The sequence below is a fragment of the Pontibacter toksunensis genome (genome assembly GCF_042686245.1).
Classification (GTDB): domain Bacteria; phylum Bacteroidota; class Bacteroidia; order Cytophagales; family Hymenobacteraceae; genus Pontibacter; species Pontibacter toksunensis.
The window spans coordinates 102,341-119,411 of sequence record NZ_JBHUOX010000006.1 but is presented as its reverse complement, the minus strand read 5'-3'; the positions used below and the strand labels follow the sequence as shown (position 1 = coordinate 119,411).

Sequence of the window (17,071 nt, the reverse complement as noted above, 5' to 3'; positions counted from 1 at the left end):
TGTGTTTAAGTATGCTATATATTTCTGTTTGTTACCGACAGCGCCGAGGCATATTTGGGAAGCAAGCCCTTGCTTCCGGATGATAGGCCAGCAGGTTTTGAGCAATCGATTGCACAATATAATAAAAAAAATGTTATTTAACTGCTCACTCACCATTTATCTGCCACCCGTCATCCCCGGATAGTATCTGTTTGACCTTATATCTCTTCACTTCTTTTGCTGTCAGCTGCTTCGACCACGTCACCCTGGCCTTGGAGGAAGCGCCCGGTCCTTTGGATCTGTACTCCGCATAAAACGTCGTTTTCTCCGCCTCAGGCTTGCTCCAGTTATGCCAGCCTTCAGGCCTGATGTGGTTACCGAGGGTGGTATTGATGAATACCGTTTTGGCGAATGGTCTCCAGGGGCGACCCAGGTATACCTTAAGTGCTTCGTCAGAGGCGGTGACGGTGCAGTTCAGGAAAACAAAACCGAAGTCCTGCCCCTGGGGTGTAGAGGCCGCTGTGATGTAGGAATTCTTTTTACAATGGATGGTGCAGTTCTCGAACACTGCCGTGGCAGGTCCGAAAATAAAGTCTGTTGTGCCCTCAATGTAGCAGTCTTTATAATACTGGCGACTGTTGTCTACTCCCGCATATAGCGTATCCTGGTTTCCGATGATGTTGCAGTTTTCAAACACACAGCGGTCCGCCTCCACGTGCAGTGCGACAGCCTGCCCCACCGGGCCGGCAGTATTCTCGAAGGTAATGTTTTTGGCCCTGAAGCCGTTGCCCTGCACAAGCACGGTATAAGAGGTGAAGGTGTTGATATCGCCTTTACCGGAATAATCGCCCCACCTGATAATCGTGTTCTCCTTGCTTTCTCCTATGAAGGAGATGCTCGTTTTCCAGGAAGGCACCACAATTTTCTCCCGGTACACGCCCTTCCGGATAAATATCTCAACGCGCTCCAGGGGGAAAGCCCGCACCGCATCCACAGCAGCCTGTATCGAAGTATAGTCGCCGCTGCCATCCAGCGCCACCACCAGCCGCTGCTGTTGTGCCTGAACAGACAACATGCTCAGAAAGAAAAGCAAAGTGGCCAATACCTTCATATTTTCTCTTTTTTGTTGATAAGGCTATTCAGGTATAATTCTATGTTCGTGTACTGCTTATCCAATGTATTGGCAGCGGCATCTGCAGCACTGGCAGGATTCAGCTTTTGCTTTCTCTCCCACTCATCCGGCATTCCGTCCTGGTCTTTATCGGCCGGGGCTACTGCAGATTTTAGCTCCGGCCACCCACCCACATCCTGCTGCGAATCGATGATGCCGTTCTTCTTTTTGCCGCTTGCCGGATTGTTCTCCCGCACTTCCTGCAGGATGCGCTCATCTACCTTGTCGCGCTTCAGGCTTGCCCCGGCATTTGCCAGCACCAGCTCATAAGCCTCTTTTGCTGTCTGATCGCGTACAGCAGCTGTTTCAAATGCATTACCAACCAAAGCCGAATCAGGGTGTTCCATACTCACTCCGAGGGCATTATACTGTGTAATCTCCGGGTTTCCCTCCATCACGTTTCCTGCCAGGTAGAACTGGCCGTAAGGTGCATAGGGCTCAAGTAGTCTGTCTTTCTTTGACTCCGGTGTGGCAGGGCCGGGTTTATAGTAATTGTTCACCATGTTGTAGCGGCCTTTTTCACCCCCATACACGTTGTTGCCGCCCCAGTTGTAGATCACGTTGTTTCGGAAGTCGACAAGTTCATCCGGGGAATTTGCGGTTGTCCTGGACCCGCTAAAGCGCGGCATACGGCTCATGTGGTTCGCTATCAGGTTGTGGTGGAATGATGCACCTACGCCACCCCATATACCACCGTAGCCGTGGTCACCTTTGGCGTGCACGGATTGGTTCAGGCTCTCTGAAATGATACACCACTGCAGGGTAAAGTTTTTATTCTCATAAAAAGACCCGCTTTCATCTGTCGCCCATCCCATCGAGCAATGATCCACGATAATATTATTTTTCCCCTTGTTTGCCCCCAGCGCATCGGCCTGTACGCCTGCCACATCACCCATCCGGAAGCGCAGGTAACGCACGATGACGTTATCCGCCTTGATGTTCATGGGGTAATAGCGCAGTGTTATACCGTCACCCGGAGCCGATTGCCCTGCAATCGTAATATCGCTGTTGTTGATGTCCAGTGGTGACTTTAGGTCGATGTAACCAGACACGGCAAATACCACTGTACGGGGCCCTTTTTTCCGGATAGCTTCCCGCAAACTACCGTGGCCCTCATCGTTCAGGTTCGTTACGACCACAACCTCACCGCCGCGCCCGCCTGTAGTATGCTTCCCAAAGCCTTCTGCTCCCGGGAAGGCCAGAGCCTGTGCCGGATTGCTAACAGGTGCTTCCACTGCTGGTGCAACTGTACTTGCGGCAGGTTGATGCGAACAGGCAGAAGTACCTATCAGTTGAAGCCCCAGGCAAAAAGTAGCAAGACGTGTTACAGTGTGTTTTTTATTCATGTTATCTGAGCAAAATCTTTATCAATGCTGCTTCCGGAGCTTATAATTTTGGCCTGGAAGCGAAGCGAACCTGCACCGGGTTGGCGAGTTCCTGAGCGGTTTTCTGGAGGTACTGCTTAAACTGCTCTTCGGTCTTTATACCCTCTGGCTCCAGCTCCCAGGCTGCCAGGAAATAATATTCCACTTTGTTATCCGATGGCTTTAGCTTCACCACATGGCTGTGTTTATCCTCCGTGATTTCCATCAAATCCTTCGGGGAGAACAGAACGGCTATTCCGAGGTTATCCCCTTCTCCGTTCAGGCTTTGCTTGCCGTAACTGGCCACATAGCCCCAGGCATTGTCTGAGCCGGGGCTGGTATGCAGGTTGGTTCTTTTGTCTTTGATGATACCTGTGCTCAGGTTCTCCGGCGTCCCTCCTTTTACTCTAACCTGGTGATGCGTCATACGGCTGCCTGCCGGTATGCTCAGTTGCGAGTTCACATCCAGCTTCATGCCTGCAATTTTCCAGCCGTGGTATCCTGTGCGGATAGAAGAATACACATCACCGTTTTCGGTTATCACGCTGATCATGCTATCTGTTTGAGCCATGCGGTTTGCCTTTCCATTGTGGAACATGGCCAGGGTGCCTACACCCAGAGCCTCCCCTACCTTCAGCACATCCATGCCCCAGGGCTGTTCGTTGTGGTAAGAGTCGAACCCGTCCTGCCCTACCTGCTGCAGCACCATGTCGTTGGTTTTCTTGCCAAATACATCTGTGCCGTTGCGCCAGTCGAGGTAGAACCTGTAGCCTACCTTATCTGATTCCCAGCCCGGACCTTCGTAGCGTATGAAGTTGGAGTGGTCGGTATGTTCTGCAGGCACACGCAGAGAATCTACATTCCTGAACTCGCCTCCAATGTATTTGCGGTCCCGGAACTCGCCGGCTACTTTGTGCGAGAGTTCTGCCTGCGTGCGCTTGGTATAGTTGCGGTTCGAGACTCCGTTTTCGTTGTAGCGGATGGTCAGCTTTTGGGAGGCTTTGGGAGCCAGTTTGTCGAGCACCACCACAATGCCTTTGTTCTCGCTGTCTTTCAGGTTGTACTGGCTCGGGATTTCTTTTTTACCATCCAGCACTATGAAAGCCTGCGGATTGAAAGCAGCCACGCGCTTGCTTATTTCATCTCCTTCCACCATTACCATCACATCCTCCCGCTGTTGATGCAAGGGGTTGCTTACCGTGATGGTGAAAGACTTTGGAAACTCCTTTTTCAGGTTTTGGGCATTTACACTTCCTGCGCTTAGCAGCGAAAGCATTAACAAAAAGAACGTTACCTTTCCTTTCATGATTCTTTATTTGAAAATCTTTTCTTTCTCTTTTAGCAGCGGTTTCCTGTTCAGACACTCGCAGGAGCTGCGCACGCTGCGAGGTTTTTCGCCACCTTACTAGTTTACCTGGGCTTCAACAATGTCCTTTACTAGGCTGTTGATGTACACTTCAATGTTATCGTAGGCGGTGCTCAGGCTTCTGCCATTGGCATTGGCTTTAGCCGGGTCCAGCTTTTGTGCTTTCTCCCAATCATCCGGCATGCCGTCATTATCACTATCCACTGGTGCAGGAAGTGATATTAGTTCAGGCCAACCACCCACGTCCTGTTGGCTGTCGATGATGCCATTGTTGCTGCCATTAGAACCCGGCGCAGTGAAGGAACCGTTTTGTACGTTTTCTATTACGCGGCTGTCTACGGCATCCCGTTTAAGAGAAGCACCCCCATACGCCAACACCCGCTGGTAGGCGGTCTCTGCTGTGTGGGTCGTGACGTTGTTTTGAATAGGATGTGGCTCTGAAAGCCTCATGGCTGCTTTTTCAGCTTCCGGCACTGTTCCGTAGCTGTTGTGGAACTGATTGGCCACGCCGTAGGTCCAGTTGTCGTTTGTGGCTCTGGTGCTGCCTTCCACATTATTCCCGTTGATGTAGAACTTGCCCCACACATCATACACTTCGGTGCCGGCATTTTTATTTTTATCGATAGAAAGGATGCGTTCTTTTTTTGTGGTTACCGGGCCTGGTTTGTAGTAATTGTTCACCATGTTCACGTTCATGGCTTCGCCTCCGTAAGCACTGTTATTCCCCCAGTTGTAAATCACGTTGTTCCGTAAATCCACCAGGTCAGTTAAAGTATAGGCTTTGCCAGCCTCCTCACCTAGTCGTGGATTCCGGCTGTCGTGGTGCGCCAGCAGGTTATGATGGAACGAAGCATTCTTACCGCCCCAGATACCGCCGTACCCGTGTGCTCCCTTGGCGTGCGCAGAATTAAGCAGGCTTTCCGAGATTATGCTCCACTGCAGGGTAAAATTCTCATTGCCGTAAAATGACACACACTCGTCGGTAGACCAACTCATGGAGCAATGGTCTACTATAATGTCTTTATGAAACCTCCCTCCAAGTGCATCCGCCTCCTGCTGTGCCTCATCGCCCATCCGGAAACGCATGAAACGCAGGACCACATTATCAGCATTGACAACAACAGGATAATTCTTAAGCGTGATACCGTCGCCGGGTGCTGTTTGCCCTGCAATCGTAATATCATTGTTATCGATGTTCAGGTTTGATTTCAGCTCTATCGTACCAGAAACCTCGAATAGGATGATGCGGGCACCTGTTGCTGTAATGGCTGCCCGTAAACTGCCTGCTCCGGAATCGTTCAGGTTCGTTACTTTTATCACCTTCCCACCACGGCCGCCTGTGGCATCTTTGCCGAAGCCCTCTGCCCCCGGAAAGGCCAGCGCATTCTCGCTTACAGGTGTAGGGCCAGCCTCCGCCACAGGTTCTTCTACTACCGGCGCAGGCTCATCTTGCTTGCTTTTGCAGTTTGCCAGGGTAAAAGACAAGGCAGTTGCTATCACTAGGAAAAGATACTTCAATTTAAGTGAGGGCATTTTCGTGTCGGGAGTAAAGTAACATGGTGCAGTAGTTCGGGCTGCACCATGTTATCACGTAGAGGATTTATGGTCTCCAGCGCGGGTCGCCGGCACTGTTGTAACCTCCAAAGGTTCTGTCCATGAGCGTGAAGTCTCCGTTTGCCGGATCCTGGAACAGGTACGTGTGCTCTCTGCCATAGGAAATCAGGTTCGGCAGTTCGTTCGATGTTGCACTGTAGTCTGACGTGCTATAGGTACCCATTGCATCGATACTTGTACTGCCGCCGGCTTTCACACCTCTTACAGCTGTAGCTGTCTCCCCAACTTTAGCCCAGCCTATACCCAATATGCTGTCGTGGATTTTGATGTTGCCTGTTACATCGTTGCTGTTATAGTTTACCAGGTAGTTGCCGCTTAAAGGAGCCTCGTTAAACGTGACATTCTTGATGAGCACAGAGTTAGAACCGGACTTGCTCACTAATACGTTTTGTACTTTATAGATGGTGCTGTTCAGAATTTTAACGTTCTCCACTCTAGCAGCTGTATTGTCTACATTCAGAATGCCGTAGCCGTTAACGCTGTCAATCACACTGTTATTGATCGTGAAGTTTGAAACAAGCACCGGAGAAGAGGACTTTATTCTAACAACACCCCTGAAGCTTTTGATATCAGTTGCATTGAAGATGATCTTGCCGACAGTGGTTTGCTTGTCGATATTCATTACATAGCCGCCGCCGAAGTCGCCACTCATCGACAGGTTGCTGAATTTAACAGAGTCCACTGTGCTGCCAGCCTCAAAGTCAAAGTTGCTGCTGAACTTGATTTTCGCAACAGGCTCAAAGCCCAGTCCACTCACAATCGTAACGGAACCCCTCAATAAAGTTGTAGAAGATATGGTGTAGGTCTGTCCTCTCTGCAAAATGATCACACTACCGGAAGGCACATCGCCCTGCAGTGTTTCCTGCAGAATAGCCGGATTGTCCTCAATGCCTCTCAGGTCAATGATGTGGCTACCCGGGTATACCTGCGACGCTTTCGTTGTGTAATTCTCCCATCCACGTAATGTTTCACCACTGTAAGCATAGATTACATACTCTGTTGCACCTGTTAAACCATTGATGACTTTAAACTGATTAGCGACATCCTCTTCCGTTAGCGCTACCTCTTTTACCAGGGACTGATCATCTGCCCGCAGCACTTTAAGGGAGGTGACTGTTTCCCCGCTGTTGGTCCAACGCACTAAAGCAGAACCATCAGTCACATCATTCGCTGAAGGAGCGATGAGAATGGTTGGAAACTTCGCCGTTTTCATTTCTCCCAGATAGGCCATTCCGGAGTTCTTGGACGGATCTGCAGCCAATGCCTGCACCTGAATCTGATACAGCTGATCCCATTCCAGATCTTCCAGCAACACTGTGGTCGTGTCAACCTCCAGTGACAGATCGATTGTTTTGAACGTGTCACGGCTGATTTCCACTTTATAAGACACCGCATCCTTGTTCTTTTGCCAGGAAGCCATGATCCAGTTCCCCTGGGACTCCATCAGCCCTTTCTGTACTGGCCTGAAAAGCCGGTCAGGTCCTACCAGTTCTTCTTCCTTTTCACAGGCGGTCAGCAACAGCACTGCTGCAAACAAGCCGAAAAATATATTCTGTATCTTAAAGTACTTTTTATTCATCGCCAATGGTTTTTAGTAGACGGACAAACTTTCATATGTTCTCCAGTGCCGCCTGCACACACTGTGCTGGCACCGGAGCCTTGCTTTATAGTTGATTAACCGGAACAAAGGGGTCATTTAGAACCCATAGCCGTCGTTGGTTAACACTCCCAAACTACCGATAACAGTCTCGCTCGGGATAGGCAGAATGTAGCGCACAGGCGATACACCTGTATCATCGCGGTAGCCTCTCCAGTTTCTTTGTATGTAGTCGGCAGGTTCCATGGTAGTCGTGTTGATGTTACCTCTGAGCCATGTGTGCCTGAAGTACCCGTCAGGGTTATCTCCCTTGTTCGGGGAATCAACAACAGGAATAGCGGCTGGGTCAACGTCTCTGAACTTATTCAAGAAAGTGATACTACCATCAGCGTTGCGTTTGTAATAAAGAAATTCAGGCAGATAGCTGTATTTACCTACTCCATTATAGGTATCCAGTCCCATCTGTATGAGGGTTTCTTTTGTCTCAGCTATCTTCTCACCATACAGGTTCCAGCGGATCAGGTCGTACTTCCGGATACCCTCAGCACCAAACTCCCATGCTCTTTCATCTACAATAGCCCGGAAAAAAGCGTCTTTGCTGCCTGCTGCCTGACTTACATAGGCATCTACTTTTTCTGCCCAGTTTTCCTGCTTAAATGCCCGCTGGCGCACTTGCTTCAGGGCATCTACTGCCACGCCTGTTGGTCCGTTCAGTTCATTTTCTGACTCAGCCAACAGCAGCAGCACATCAGCATACCGCATCACAGGCCAGTTTACACCGGTACCTTTGGCTGTTGCTGCTCCCGGGGGTGTCTGTAGCCAAAGGCGATTCCACTTACCAGGTGCTATCGAGGCCACATTTACCGGTTGCTCCAGCAGTTCCTTATCATAGTATACCAGCGACCCCGTTACTGCCTGGCGTGTATCCAAGGTATCGAACGAGTAGTAGTAGCTTGCCGGAATGCTGACATAGTTAGAGCCTGAGCCATAGGGGTGGGTACCGCCATCCACACGAACACCATTGTTCCAGGCTACGTCACCAAAACCAGGGTGAAAGGCAACCTCAAAGAGTACATCCTCATTTTCAGGAGAGATGTACTCCACCTGGTTTCGGAACACTTTCCCGAAGTCCGGTGTCAGCACATGAGGTTTCAGGTTGATCAGCTTCTTGGCATACTCGTTGGCTATTGCATAATACTCCAGATAATCCGCACTTCTCTTTGCAGACATATCAGGATAAACAGCGTAACCGCCACGCGTCATTGAAAGACGGGCGATCAGGCCCATCACAAACTCTCTGTTCACGCGCTCAATACCGTAATCCAACTGGTCAGCCCACAACATGTCAGGCTCTGCCTCCCTTAAGTCGTTGATCAGGTGCGTCAGGATCTCGTTTCTGTCCGTTTTAGGCAAGTAAAACTCATCTCCTGCCTTGGTAGGAGTTGTCTTGAAAGGCACATCGCCCCACAGGTTCACCAGGTAATAATACCAGTGCGCCCGCAAAGCCAGCGCCTCTCCCCGTAGGTGCTTCATCATGGGGTTGCCCTGCTTGTATAGCTCACTGCTTTCAATTCCTTCGATGGCTTCGTTTGCCCTGTTGATGGCATTATAGGCATTGTTCCAGACCACCCGCACATCCGGGTTACCGGCCGTAGCCTCAAAAGACCAGATATCACGCCGGTTATTGTCCGGTGAGGCACTCACGCCTCCCATCTCCGTGTCCGTATTCCCCATGAAGTTACTGGAGAGCCTGGACGTATAGGCATCCTGATTAAAGAGCGCATAGATACCGTAAACAGCCTTTGCTGCATCGGCTTCGTTACTAAAGATGTAATCCTGGCTGAAAGACGAGGGGGAATCTGTTTCTAAATAATCATCGCATGAAGCGAAGAACATGGCCACTGCCGCAGCGCTATATAAGAATATCTTTTTCATCGTATGAACAATTAATATATCTGATGATTGGGATTAGAAGTTGAGATTAACACCGACAGTGTAGGTGCGGCTCTTTGGATAGGCAGAGTAGTCTACACCAGGTGTCAGGGCAGCGTAAGAGCTGCTTCTGGTGGCGCTTACTTCCGGGTCGTATCCGGAGTAGTTCGTCCACAGCCACGCATTATAAACAGTGCCGTATACTCTCAGCTGCTTGATGCCTACTTTCGATGTTAAAGGGTTAGGCAATGTATACCCAAGCGTTACATTGCTTAGGCGCAGGAAAGAGCCATCTTCTACCGCCCATGAGTTCATCACTGGCGAAGCATTTCCCATGGAGAAAGGAGACCAGATGGTTGCATTTGCGTTCAGGGCACGCAGCTCCTCCAGGTCTGTCACCAGCTCGCCCGCTTGATTTATGTAATGAAAGCGGTTTTCGTAATTAACTGTGTTCAGCATGTTACCGTAAGTTGTTCTGTGCAGCATGTTGAAGGATATCTTGCCCGTGTTGTACACGTCGTTGCCGTACACCCAGTTAAAGAAGGTAGAGAAGTCGAAGCCTTTAAAGGTAGCATTCAGGCCGAAACCACCACTGTGCTTTGGTGTGGCATTACCAATGATCTGGCGGTCTCCGTCTGCGGTGATCACGCCATCTCCATCCAGGTCGCGAAGCTTCATCACACCAGGTCTTAAGGAGATGCCTCCCAGATAAGATGCCACATTCGGAACACCTTCTTTCAGGATATAGACACCTCTTGCAGGGTCATATGACTGAAAGTCATCCACAGTATAATAGCCATCGTTTACAAAGCCATACATCAGGCCAACGTTCTGCCCCACATTTAACCGGTAGTCGTCCTGTCCCTTCAGGTCAGTACCAGCCCAGTTAGACATAAATGCCCGGCTTTCAACACCATCCAGCTTATCAATATTAGAACGGTTTACTCCAACATTGAAGGTCCCTGACAAGGTAAAGTTCTCTGTTTCAACGATGCTTCCGTTCAAGCCAAGTTCCCAGCCCTTATTAGACGTTTGGCCTATGTTACGAAGCTGTTTGGTATAGCCTAAATAGGCCGGAATATCAGACTCTACGAGCAAATCTTTGGTTGTATTCCAATATACATCAAATGTACCAGACAAGCGGTTGTCGAACAGACCAAAGTCAAGGCCGGCATTTCGCGTTACTGTTGTTTCCCATCTCAAATCAGGATTAACCAGCACGTTTGATGCCGCCACATAGTAGGGCTGTGCTACATCCCCGAAACCAATTGTTCTGTTATCTGAGATGGCATACGTTCTTCTGAAGGCATTGTCGAAGATGCGGTTATTTCCGGCCTTTCCGTAGCTAAGTCTCATTTTCAGGTCTGAGACCAAGGGGAAGCTTTGCATAAAGTCCTCTTCTGAAACACGCCATGCAGCCGCAGCGGCAGGGAAAATGCCCCACTGATTACCCGGGCCGAACTTGCTTGAGCCGTCAGCACGCAACGTCAGGGTAAGCAGGTATCTGTTCTTCAACTGGTAATTGGCACGCCCAAAGAAAGAAAGCAGGTGATCGTCTACGTCTACGTTCGTTGACTGCCTGTCAGGGGTTCCCAGCGCCATGTTTGCAAAAAGCACCTCCGGCTCTAAATGCTCTGCGAAGTACTTTGCTCTTTGGAACCTGGAGAAACCAGCGCTTTGAATCACCTCCTGGCCTACTAACAGGTTGAGGTCATGTATGTCATCTGCTTTAAATGTGTAGTTCAGGGTATTAGCCCATCTGTATTTCTGCCCTTGCGAATTTGTGATTTCACCTAGCGGCAGGTTACCACCAACATTTCTGGACTCCCCTGTCAATGGACCGAAAAAACGCTTGTTTTCACCAAAGACAAAATCAGCGCCAAACTCGGAGCGGTACAACAGGTTATTCGTTATGAACCAAGACATAGCCGCGCTCATGTTTAGCGTCTTTGTTAGCCTGTTTCTGTAATCCTGCGCAGCAAGCTCAGTCGGGCTGATCAGGCTTCTTAAAAACTGGTCGTAATCGTCATCTGCTCCTACCGTTGTTGAGGGGTCAATTTCAATCGCGTCGGCGATACCGTTAACAGGACGTGTTGTGATACCGTCTGATATCCTGATGCTGGAGCTTCCGGATGTACCAGCGCCATCTATATTTGTGTTAGAGAAGCGAGAAGCCAAATCAATTTTCAACGCGCTTGAAATCTCGTGATTCAACTTAAAGTTCAGGTAGGTTCTCTCATAAGCAGAGCCAATCATCAGACCTTCGTCCTTATTGTGTGTCACACTCAGGCTCATTTTTGTCTTGTCTGTTCCGCCTGTAACACTCAGATTATGGAATTGAGAGATAGCAGGGTCGCCAAACAGTTCTTCCTGCCAGTCGGTGCCTCTTTGTCTTTTGTAGAGTTCCAGGTCTTCATACACTCCAAAATACCTAGTGAAGTTTTCAAGATCAGTGTTCCCTCTTAACCGGGCATACTCATACTGCGCCAGCACAAACTCGTATGGTGAAAGCACTTCTAATTTTCTTGGCAGCGATCTCGCCTGCGCATAGCCATTATAGGAAACAGACGTCTTGCCGCTCTTTGCTGTTTTGGTTGTAATAATCACTACACCGTTTGCACCACGGGCACCATAGATAGCCGCTGAAGCTGCATCCTTTAGGATATCAATGCTTGCAATATCGGCCGGAGCAATATCGTTGATACTGCTCACCGGAAAACCATCTACTATATAGAGTGGAGAGTTATCCTGTGTCACCGATCCTCCCCCACGAACGCGGATTACGATTTCTGCACCCGGTGCACCATCCGTCGTTGTTACCTGAACACCTGCCATTCTACCCGTCATGGCTTCAGCTATGTTCGAAACAGGGATCTTCTCTATTTCTTTCGCTGCCATGGATGTAACTGCGCCTGTCAGGTCTTGCCTTTTAGCAGTACCATAACCAATCACAACCACCTCTTCCAGTGCCTGCTGATCAGGGGCTAAAGACACGTTGACAGTGGACCTGCCTTTGATAGGCACATCCTGTGGCCGGTAACCTATAAAGGAGAAGGTCAGTGTACCATCACCGTTAGGTACTGAGAGCTGATAATTACCTTCAGTATCTGTAGGTGTAGCGGTAGATGTGCCTTTCAGCACAACAGTAACACCCGGCAGGCCAGTGCCATTTTCGTCTACCACTCTTCCTGCTACAGAAAAGCCTTGAGAAAACGCCCCTAAGGTTGCGGTAAAGACAAAAAGCAGTGTCAGCAAGAACTTTGTCTTCTTGAGTAAAGCATGTCGCATAGAAAACTTTTTAAGTATGAGATTTATAATTAAAATATATGAATACTGTATTCTGTAGTAATTCCTCTTTAAGTAATCCAGATGCTATGCTCCTTCACCTTGCCTGTGGGCTTTGGCACCTCTCGGCAGATTCGCTTTCTATCCCTTCCTCCTTACCCTACATATCGGCAGGTTAGCCTTATTTTTTGACTCATTAACCACTTTATGATGATTAATCACTTACTTCAAACGGTACAAATTGTTGCGCAACCGATTGCATATTATAAAACTTTTACTTTTATTGCAACCATAAACAAAAATAAAACAGATAAAAAATTTCAATTATGGCTCTAGGAGCCTGAAATAGTAAATAAATAAAACGTCAGCACTTACTCACCAAGCTCGAGCAAGAGACCTTAAGAAAGGCAAAAGTGATGAAAAACTAGTTTTTTTGGAAAATTATAGTAATTTGCGCAAACGTTTACACAAACTAACCTCTATACTATGAGCATATCTTACTCTACCAGGCACGCCTCGCACCCCTCGGACAGCAAGGCATATGATACCGCCAGGCTTCGTGAAACTTACCTTATAGAAGACCTTTTTCAGGAAAATTCTATCCAGGTAGTGTACACTATGTATGACCGTTTGATTGTAGGCGGTGCACAACCGGTAGAGCAGCCGCTTAAACTGGAGACTTTCCCAACACTACGCTCAGAGAACTTCCTGGACAGAAGGGAACTTGGCATCATCAATATAGGGGCTGAAAGCACGGTATCAGTAGATGGAAAAGAAATTACGCTTGCCAACAAGGAAGCACTATACGTGGGCCAGGGTGTGAAAGAAGTTTTATTTCACCCTTCTGCATCCGGCAAAACACTTTTCTACTTCAACTCAGCACCCGCACACAAGGCATATCCTACCAAGAAAGTATCGCTAGAAGAGGCGGAGACAGTGGAGATGGGCTCTTTGGAAAACTCTAACCACCGCCTGATCCGGAAATTGCTCATCAACTCTGTTGTGGAAACCTGCCAATTGCAGATGGGCCTGACGGAGCTACAGAAAGGTAGTGTGTGGAACACCATGCCGGCCCACACCCACGACCGTAGAATGGAAGCTTACCTGTACTTCGACTTACCGGAAGACCAGGTGGTGTCGCACTTTATGGGCGAGCCGCAGGAAACGCGTCACCTGATCGTCAAAAACAACCAGGCAGTTATCTCTCCGCCCTGGTCTATCCACAGCGGCGCCGGCACTTACAACTACTCCTTTATATGGGGAATGGCCGGTGAGAACCTCGACTATAATGATATGGACAAAGTGCAACCTGTAGACTTAAAGTAAAGCTCATGAAGGATTTATTTGATTTAACAGGACAGGTTGCCCTCATCACCGGCGCCACGCACGGCCTTGGAATGGCCATGGCACAAGGATTAGGCAAAGCAGGCGCTACGCTTGTTGTGAACGGGAATACGCCCGCCAAAATGGAGAAAGCCCTGGAGAGTTACAGGGAAGAGGGCTACAATGTGCACGGCTTCCTTTTTGATGTAACGGACGAGGCGCAGGCACAGGAGAACATTGCCCGCATTGAGCAGCAGGTTGGCCCAATTGATATTCTGGTGAACAACGCCGGTATGATTAAACGCGTACCCGCGCTCGAAATGGAGGTGTCGGAATTCCGCAAAGTATTGGACGTGGATTTAACAGGTCCCTTCATCATGTCGAAACATGTGGCCCGCTACATGGTTGAAAGAAGAAGAGGAAAGATCATCAACATCTGCTCTATGATGAGCGAACTGGGCCGTGACACTGTGTCGGCTTATGCCGCTGCCAAAGGTGGACTGAAAATGCTGACCCGCAACCTCGCCACGGAGTGGGCAAAATACAACATACAGGTAAACGGCATCGGGCCGGGTTACTTTGCAACAGACCAGACCGCCCCTATTCGGGTGGATGGGCACCCTTTCAACGAATTTATCATTAACCGCACGCCGGCAGGCCGCTGGGGAGATCCGGAGGATTTAGAGGGAGCCGCAGTATTCCTGGCAAGCAAGGCGAGCAACTTCGTTAACGGTCAAATCATATTTGTGGACGGTGGCATACTGGCCACCATCGGGAAGCCAAGCAACGAATAGAGGCACAGACAGTCTGACTGATTATTATTTTTGAAAAAAGGGAAATGGAAAATAAACCCAAGGTAACCATTCATGACATTGCGGAGAAGCTCAACATTACGGCTTCTACCGTATCGCGTGCCCTGAATAACAACCCAAGAATCAGTGAGCTGACGAGAAAGGCAGTTCTGAAGACAGCCAAGCAACTAAATTATCAGCCAAATAACATTGCCGCCGCCCTGCGCCACGGCAAGAGCCATATCATTGGTATTATTGTGCCTACCGCCGACAGGGCTTTCTTTTCCTCTGTGGTGCGAGGCATTGAAGATATGGCCAATAACCTGAACTACAAGGTAATCATCTGCCAGTCGTACGACAATTACGAAAAGGAAATACAGACCATTGATGCGCTGCTCAGCGCGCGCGTGGACGGCATTATTGCTTCCATTGGCAAGAACACCGAGAACTTCGATCACTTTAAGCGAATACAGGCGAAAGGAATACCATTGGTGCTTTTCGACCGCACAACAGATGCCCTGGAAGTAAGCCAGGTGATGATAGACGACTACCTGGGCGCCTACAAAGTGGTGGAGCATTTAATACAGCAAGGGTGCCGTCGAATTGCCCACTTTACAAGCCCCAAGAAAGTCAGCATCTTTAAAGAGCGCCTGCGGGGTTATGCCGATGCGCTTCGGGATTATGACATTCCGTATGACGAGGAACTTGTAGTGAAAAGCAACTTACAGCTTGTTGACGGGCGCGAGAGCATGGAGCAGCTCCTGAAGTTGAAAGTGCGACCCGATGCCGTTTTCTCTGCCAGTGACTATGCCGCCATGGGCGCCATGCAGGTGCTGAAAGAAAACAAGTTCAGGATTCCGCAGGAGGTAGCTTTGGCGGGATTCAGTAACGACCCGTTTACCTCCTTCACCGATCCGGCACTCACCACAGTTGACCAGTTTAGCATGACGATGGGGAAGAAAACAGCGGAGATTTTCTTTGAACAACTAAAATCCGGCAACAAGACGGCTGTGCCACAAAAGGTAGTGCTTAAACCTGAACTGATTATCAGGGAATCTTCTCTCAAGAGTGGCACCTGACCTTTATCAAAGGCACAACTGATTTGATTTTCAGCTTCTTCCTGCCCAAAAGAAGGCATGTTATGTTTTAAGAAAGCAGTGGTTTGACAGCATATAAAGTCTCGATACTGCAGAAACTATACTATATGAAGCCCCTAAACAGACAAACAGCCAGTGTATCAGCCCAGCGGCCGGTAAAAATCCTCCAGTATGGCGAAGGCAACTTCCTTCGCGGCTATGTAGACTGGATGGTTGACATCCTGAACGAAAGAACTGATTTTAACGGTGCCGTTGATGTGGTACAACCGAGAGACCGCAACAGGAGAACCATCAAAGCCTTAAAACAGCAGGACGGTCTTTTTCATGTGCTACTGAATGGCATAAAGGGCGGCAAGCCTACGCAGGAGAAGCGGCTCATTACATGCATTGCCAGTGCTCTGAATCCCTATGATGATTACGCTGCTTACCTGAAGCGCGGCGAAAACCCCAACCTGCAGTTCATCTTTTCGAACACCACAGAGGCAGGTATCGCTTTTGATGAAAGCGACAAGAGCGCAAGCACCATATCCACCAGTTTTCCAGGTAAACTGACCGCTTTGATTTACCACCGTTTTCAGCACTTTAACGGCGCGCCAGACAAAGGATTAACTGTTATACCCACCGAACTGATTGAGAAGAACGGAGAGGCTTTAAAGCACATCGTGTTGAAGTACGCCCACACGTGGAACCTGCCAAAGGAGTTTAGCACCTGGGTTGAAGAAAGCATCATCTTCTGCAACACCCTGGTAGACCGGATTGTACCCGGCTTCCCGCAGGACACCATTAAAGAAGTACAGCAGGAACTGGGGTACGAAGACCACCTGGTAGTGACGGCTGAGCCATATCACCTGCTGGTGATTGAGGCGCCTGAGTCAGTTAAAAAAGCATTCCCTACAGAGGCCGCAGGCCTGCAGGTGAAGTTTGTGCCGGACCTTACCCCTTACCGCACCTCCAAAGTGCGCATCCTCAATGGTGCCCATACCGCTTTAGTGCCGGTCGCTTACCTACACGGGCTCAGAACAGTGCGCGAGGCAGTGGAAGATAAAAACACAGGCACCTTTATCCGGGAAGCTATAGCCCAGGAAATCTTACCGACACTCGATTTGCCGAAAGAAGAGCTGGAGCAGTTTGCAAACGATGTAATAGAGCGTTTCCAGAATCCGTTTATCCGCCACGAGCTTCTTTCCATTGCGCTGAATTCTGTCTCCAAATACAAAGTACGCGTGCTCCCTTCGGTGCTGGAATACCACAAGCGTACCGGCAAACTTCCGGAAAGACTCCTGCATTCCCTGGCGGCCCTGATTCTCTTTTACAAAGGCGAGTGGAAAGGGAAAAATATCCTTTTGAACGATGACCCGGATGTACTGCGCTTTTTCAGGGAAACCTGGCTACAGCAGGATGCACCTGAGGTTGTAGAGGCCGTTCTTGCAAATACTAATCTCTGGGGTACAGACTTAACGAAAATCAATGGCTTAACAGCCCTGGTGAAAGAACAGGTAAAACGCCTGCAGGAATCAGCACACACCGTGTCTCCAAATTGATTTCTAACGAA

At 49.1% G+C, this 17,071-nt stretch carries 11 protein-coding genes; 4 read left to right on the top strand and 7 right to left on the bottom strand.

The window, feature by feature from the left end:
- Positions 1-145: 145 nt before the first annotated feature.
- The 7 genes from ACFS7Z_RS09980 to ACFS7Z_RS09950 all read right to left on the bottom strand — a co-directional run bounded on the left by ACFS7Z_RS09980 (position 146) and on the right by ACFS7Z_RS09950 (position 12,311).
- Positions 146-1,090 (bottom strand): pectinesterase family protein, encoded by a 945-nt coding sequence (locus ACFS7Z_RS09980; protein WP_377483948.1) that lies wholly within the window; start codon positions 1,088-1,090, stop codon positions 146-148.
- Positions 1,087-2,496 (bottom strand): pectate lyase family protein, encoded by a 1,410-nt coding sequence (locus ACFS7Z_RS09975; protein ID WP_377483945.1) that lies wholly within the window; start codon positions 2,494-2,496, stop codon positions 1,087-1,089. The genes ACFS7Z_RS09980 and ACFS7Z_RS09975 overlap by 4 nt, the downstream gene beginning before the upstream one ends.
- A gap of 40 nt (positions 2,497-2,536) precedes the next feature.
- A complete protein-coding gene (locus ACFS7Z_RS09970; protein ID WP_377483943.1) occupies positions 2,537-3,820 on the bottom strand; it encodes a DUF4861 domain-containing protein in 1,284 nt (427 codons plus the stop codon).
- A 99-nt stretch (positions 3,821-3,919) separates the two neighbouring features.
- Entirely contained in the window at positions 3,920-5,413 is a 1,494-nt protein-coding gene (locus ACFS7Z_RS09965) for a pectate lyase family protein (protein ID WP_377483941.1), read from the bottom strand.
- Between the two features lie 67 nt (positions 5,414-5,480).
- Positions 5,481-7,073, bottom strand: coding sequence for a DUF5123 domain-containing protein (locus ACFS7Z_RS09960; RefSeq protein WP_377483939.1), 1,593 nt, complete (start codon positions 7,071-7,073; stop codon positions 5,481-5,483).
- Positions 7,074-7,190: 117 nt separating this feature from the next.
- Positions 7,191-9,026 carry a RagB/SusD family nutrient uptake outer membrane protein gene (locus ACFS7Z_RS09955; protein WP_377483937.1) on the bottom strand — a complete coding sequence of 612 codons (1,836 nt, stop codon included), beginning with the start codon at positions 9,024-9,026 and terminating at the stop codon, positions 7,191-7,193.
- 33 nt (positions 9,027-9,059) lie between these two features.
- On the bottom strand, positions 9,060-12,311 hold the full coding sequence (locus ACFS7Z_RS09950; RefSeq protein ID WP_377483934.1) for a SusC/RagA family TonB-linked outer membrane protein: 3,252 nt from the start codon (positions 12,309-12,311) through the stop codon (positions 9,060-9,062).
- A 483-nt stretch (positions 12,312-12,794) separates the two neighbouring features.
- Here ACFS7Z_RS09950 and kduI point away from each other — a divergent pair, with 483 nt between their 5' ends.
- From kduI to ACFS7Z_RS09930, 4 genes are all read left to right on the top strand, one after another.
- A complete protein-coding gene (kduI, locus tag ACFS7Z_RS09945) occupies positions 12,795-13,634 on the top strand; it encodes a 5-dehydro-4-deoxy-D-glucuronate isomerase (protein WP_377483932.1) in 840 nt (279 codons plus the stop codon).
- A gap of 5 nt (positions 13,635-13,639) precedes the next feature.
- The gene (locus ACFS7Z_RS09940; protein WP_377483930.1) at positions 13,640-14,425 is read left to right on the top strand and encodes a gluconate 5-dehydrogenase; all 786 of its coding nucleotides are present in this window, start codon (positions 13,640-13,642) and stop codon (positions 14,423-14,425) included.
- Between the two features lie 44 nt (positions 14,426-14,469).
- Positions 14,470-15,501, top strand: a complete 1,032-nt coding sequence (locus ACFS7Z_RS09935) for a LacI family DNA-binding transcriptional regulator (RefSeq protein ID WP_377483928.1) — start codon at positions 14,470-14,472, stop codon at positions 15,499-15,501.
- Positions 15,502-15,626: 125 nt separating this feature from the next.
- Positions 15,627-17,060 carry a tagaturonate reductase gene (locus ACFS7Z_RS09930; RefSeq protein ID WP_377483927.1) on the top strand — a complete coding sequence of 478 codons (1,434 nt, stop codon included), beginning with the start codon at positions 15,627-15,629 and terminating at the stop codon, positions 17,058-17,060.
- Positions 17,061-17,071: the final 11 nt, after the last annotated feature.